The sequence below is a fragment of the Protofrankia sp. Cr1 genome (assembly GCF_963555865.1).
In the GTDB taxonomy this organism is placed as follows: Bacteria; Actinomycetota; Actinomycetes; order Frankiales; family Frankiaceae; genus Protofrankia.
Genome location: NZ_CAUVXO010000354.1, coordinates 1 through 2,327, shown reverse-complemented (window position 1 = coordinate 2,327; position 2,327 = coordinate 1). Strand labels below are relative to the sequence as shown.

Sequence of the window (2,327 nt, the reverse complement as noted above, 5' to 3'; positions counted from 1 at the left end):
GCCGGCATGGCTCGGCGGCCGGCGCATCTGCACGACGTCGACCTGGTCCGCCTGCTGACCTTTGTCGCGGTGGTCGGCGTCCACACGACGGGCGGTACGAACCCGTTCCAGAGCGTCGGCGGTAACGCCGCTCTCGTGCTGCTGCACTTCACCCGTGAGGCGTTCTTCTTTCTCACCACTTTCGTGCTCTTCCACACCCATTACGGCCGTCCCCTCGCACTGGGCCGGTTCTGGCGGCGTCGGTTCCTGCTCGTCGGGGTGCCGTACGTGGTCTGGACCGTGCTCTATGCCGGCCGCGGTCTCCTCCAACAGCTCTCAGACGGCCAGATAACCGCCGCTTTGCGCACTCTCGGCTATGACTTAATCACCGGCGACGCCTGGTATCACCTGTACTTCCTGCTGGTCACCCTGCAGGCATACCTGCTGTTCCCGCTGCTGGCCCGTCTGGTGCGGCACACCGCCGGGCACCACTGGTCGCTGCTGGCAGGAAGCGCATTGCTCCAGATCGCCATCCTGACGGAAGTCCACTACGGCCGGCCGTGGTCCGGGGTGGCCGGCGTGCTGGAGCAGCACTGTTACGAGCTGTTCGGGATGTACCAGTTCTGGCTCGTGGCCGGTGCGCTCGCCGCGGTCCACGGCGATCGCTTCCGCGGCTGGGTGAGTCGACACATCGGGCTCTCGGTACTGAGCGCGGTACTCGCCGCCGGTGCCGCAGAACTCTGGTACATGATCGCACGACATCACGGACAGCCGCCGTTCGACGCCGCGTCGGTCTTTCAGCCCATCATGGTGCCATGGGGATCAGCGAGCATCGTGGCCCTGTTCGCCCTGGGCTCGGTGTGGCAGCGCAGACGACGTCCAGGCCGGCTGGACTCACTCATACGCAAGGGTTCGGAGCTGTCCTTCGGCATCTACCTCGTGCATCCGGCGATCCTGGTAGGTGTGCTGACCGTCCTTCCCCACGCCCTGCCCCCACCGTGGTCAACCCTGCTGGCGATGTCTACGACCCTGGTGCTGTCGACGGCGCTGGTCGCGCTCTGCCGACCCACGCCGCTGAGCCTGGTGGTGTCCGGTCGGCCCCGACAACGGACGACAGGCTGACCTGCGCATGACCTATCGACGGGGGAATCTTCTACTGGCCGCCACGGCGGCGATAATACTCATCGTCACCATGGCAGAACCTATCGTCCACGTAGATCGAAAACAATCAGCCGTGGCAGCCGCATCGGTCACACCCAGCCAACCGTCTACCCCACCGCAGGATGCAACCAGCAAGGCCACGATCACAGCCCAGCCGCTGATCAGCCAGAGCACGCGGACGATCACGATGGGTGGGCTGCGACGCGTCTATCTGTTGCTGCGACCGGTTGGATCCACGCAGCGGCTGCCGCTGGTGGTACTTCTGCACGGTCGCGGCCTGACACCGACCGCGATGGTGGCGCTCAGCGGCCTGAGTCCGCTCGTGGCCGACGGCCACGCGATTCTTGCCGTACCCGCAGGTCTCGACCGGTCCTGGAACGCCGGCGCCGACTGTTGTGGCACGGCGGGCCGGTCACGACCGGACGACCCCGCCTTTGTGCGCGGTGTCGTCGCCGCGGTGCTGCACGGGGAGCCGGCCGACGCACATCGGGTCTACCTCGTCGGCTACAGCAACGGCGGAAAGCTCGCGCTTCGGATGGCCTGCGAGGACCCGTCCGCCTTCGCCGGAGTCGCGACATACGGGGCCGTACCGCTGGTACCGTGTGCGCGAGGACGTGCGGTGTCGGTACTGCTTGCCGCCGGTACCGCCGACCAGGTGCTGCCCTATGACGGAGCTCTCCTGGCACGACCACCGCTGATGTCGATGGCCGCCGCGGTCGCACTCTGGCGTGAGCGGGACGGCTGTCCCGCACGGCCTGCGACCACCCGCCGGGTGGGTCCGGCTGAGATCATGATCTGGCGCGAATGCCGGGACCGTGCCGCTGTCGCCGCCGTCACCTACCACGACGTGCCACACTCCTGGCCGGCACCACCACGCGTACCGGCCGCAGCCAGTGCCGCCACCGTCATCTGGAGCTTCTTCGCCGGTCTGCCGGACGTGCCGGCCCCGCCAAACCCACTCGCCGCCACGGTCGCTCGCTCCGCCACCGGACCAGCGTGACCGCGCCGCGACCGGCCATCGGCGCATGCTCAGGCCGCACACCCTGTGGACTGTGGGATACGAACCGTTCGTGATCACACGATTTTCGGCTCTACGTGTCGAGATGAGAAACAAAGATTCCGATCAGAATACGGCCGGCCAGATGTTCACTGGGTTCGGAGAAGTGGATACGATTGCGGTGACGCTC

2 protein-coding genes are annotated in these 2,327 nt (G+C 66.9%); both read left to right on the top strand.

From position 1 onward, the window contains the following. Nucleotides 1-1,101: acyltransferase (locus U9980_RS21100; RefSeq protein ID WP_322769509.1), on the top strand; the 1,101-nt coding region annotated here is incomplete at its 5' end. A 7-nt stretch (nucleotides 1,102-1,108) separates the two neighbouring features. Continuing rightward, a complete protein-coding gene (locus tag U9980_RS21095) occupies nucleotides 1,109-2,140 on the top strand; it encodes an alpha/beta hydrolase family esterase (protein WP_322769508.1) in 1,032 nt (343 codons plus the stop codon). Nucleotides 2,141-2,327 lie beyond the last annotated feature (187 nt).

What these genes read in the sequence shown, in the direction of transcription:
- U9980_RS21095 (WP_322769508.1), top strand. Translation starts at nt 1,109, where the DNA reads ATGACCTATCGACGGGGGAATCTTCTACTGGCCGCCACGGCGGCGATA.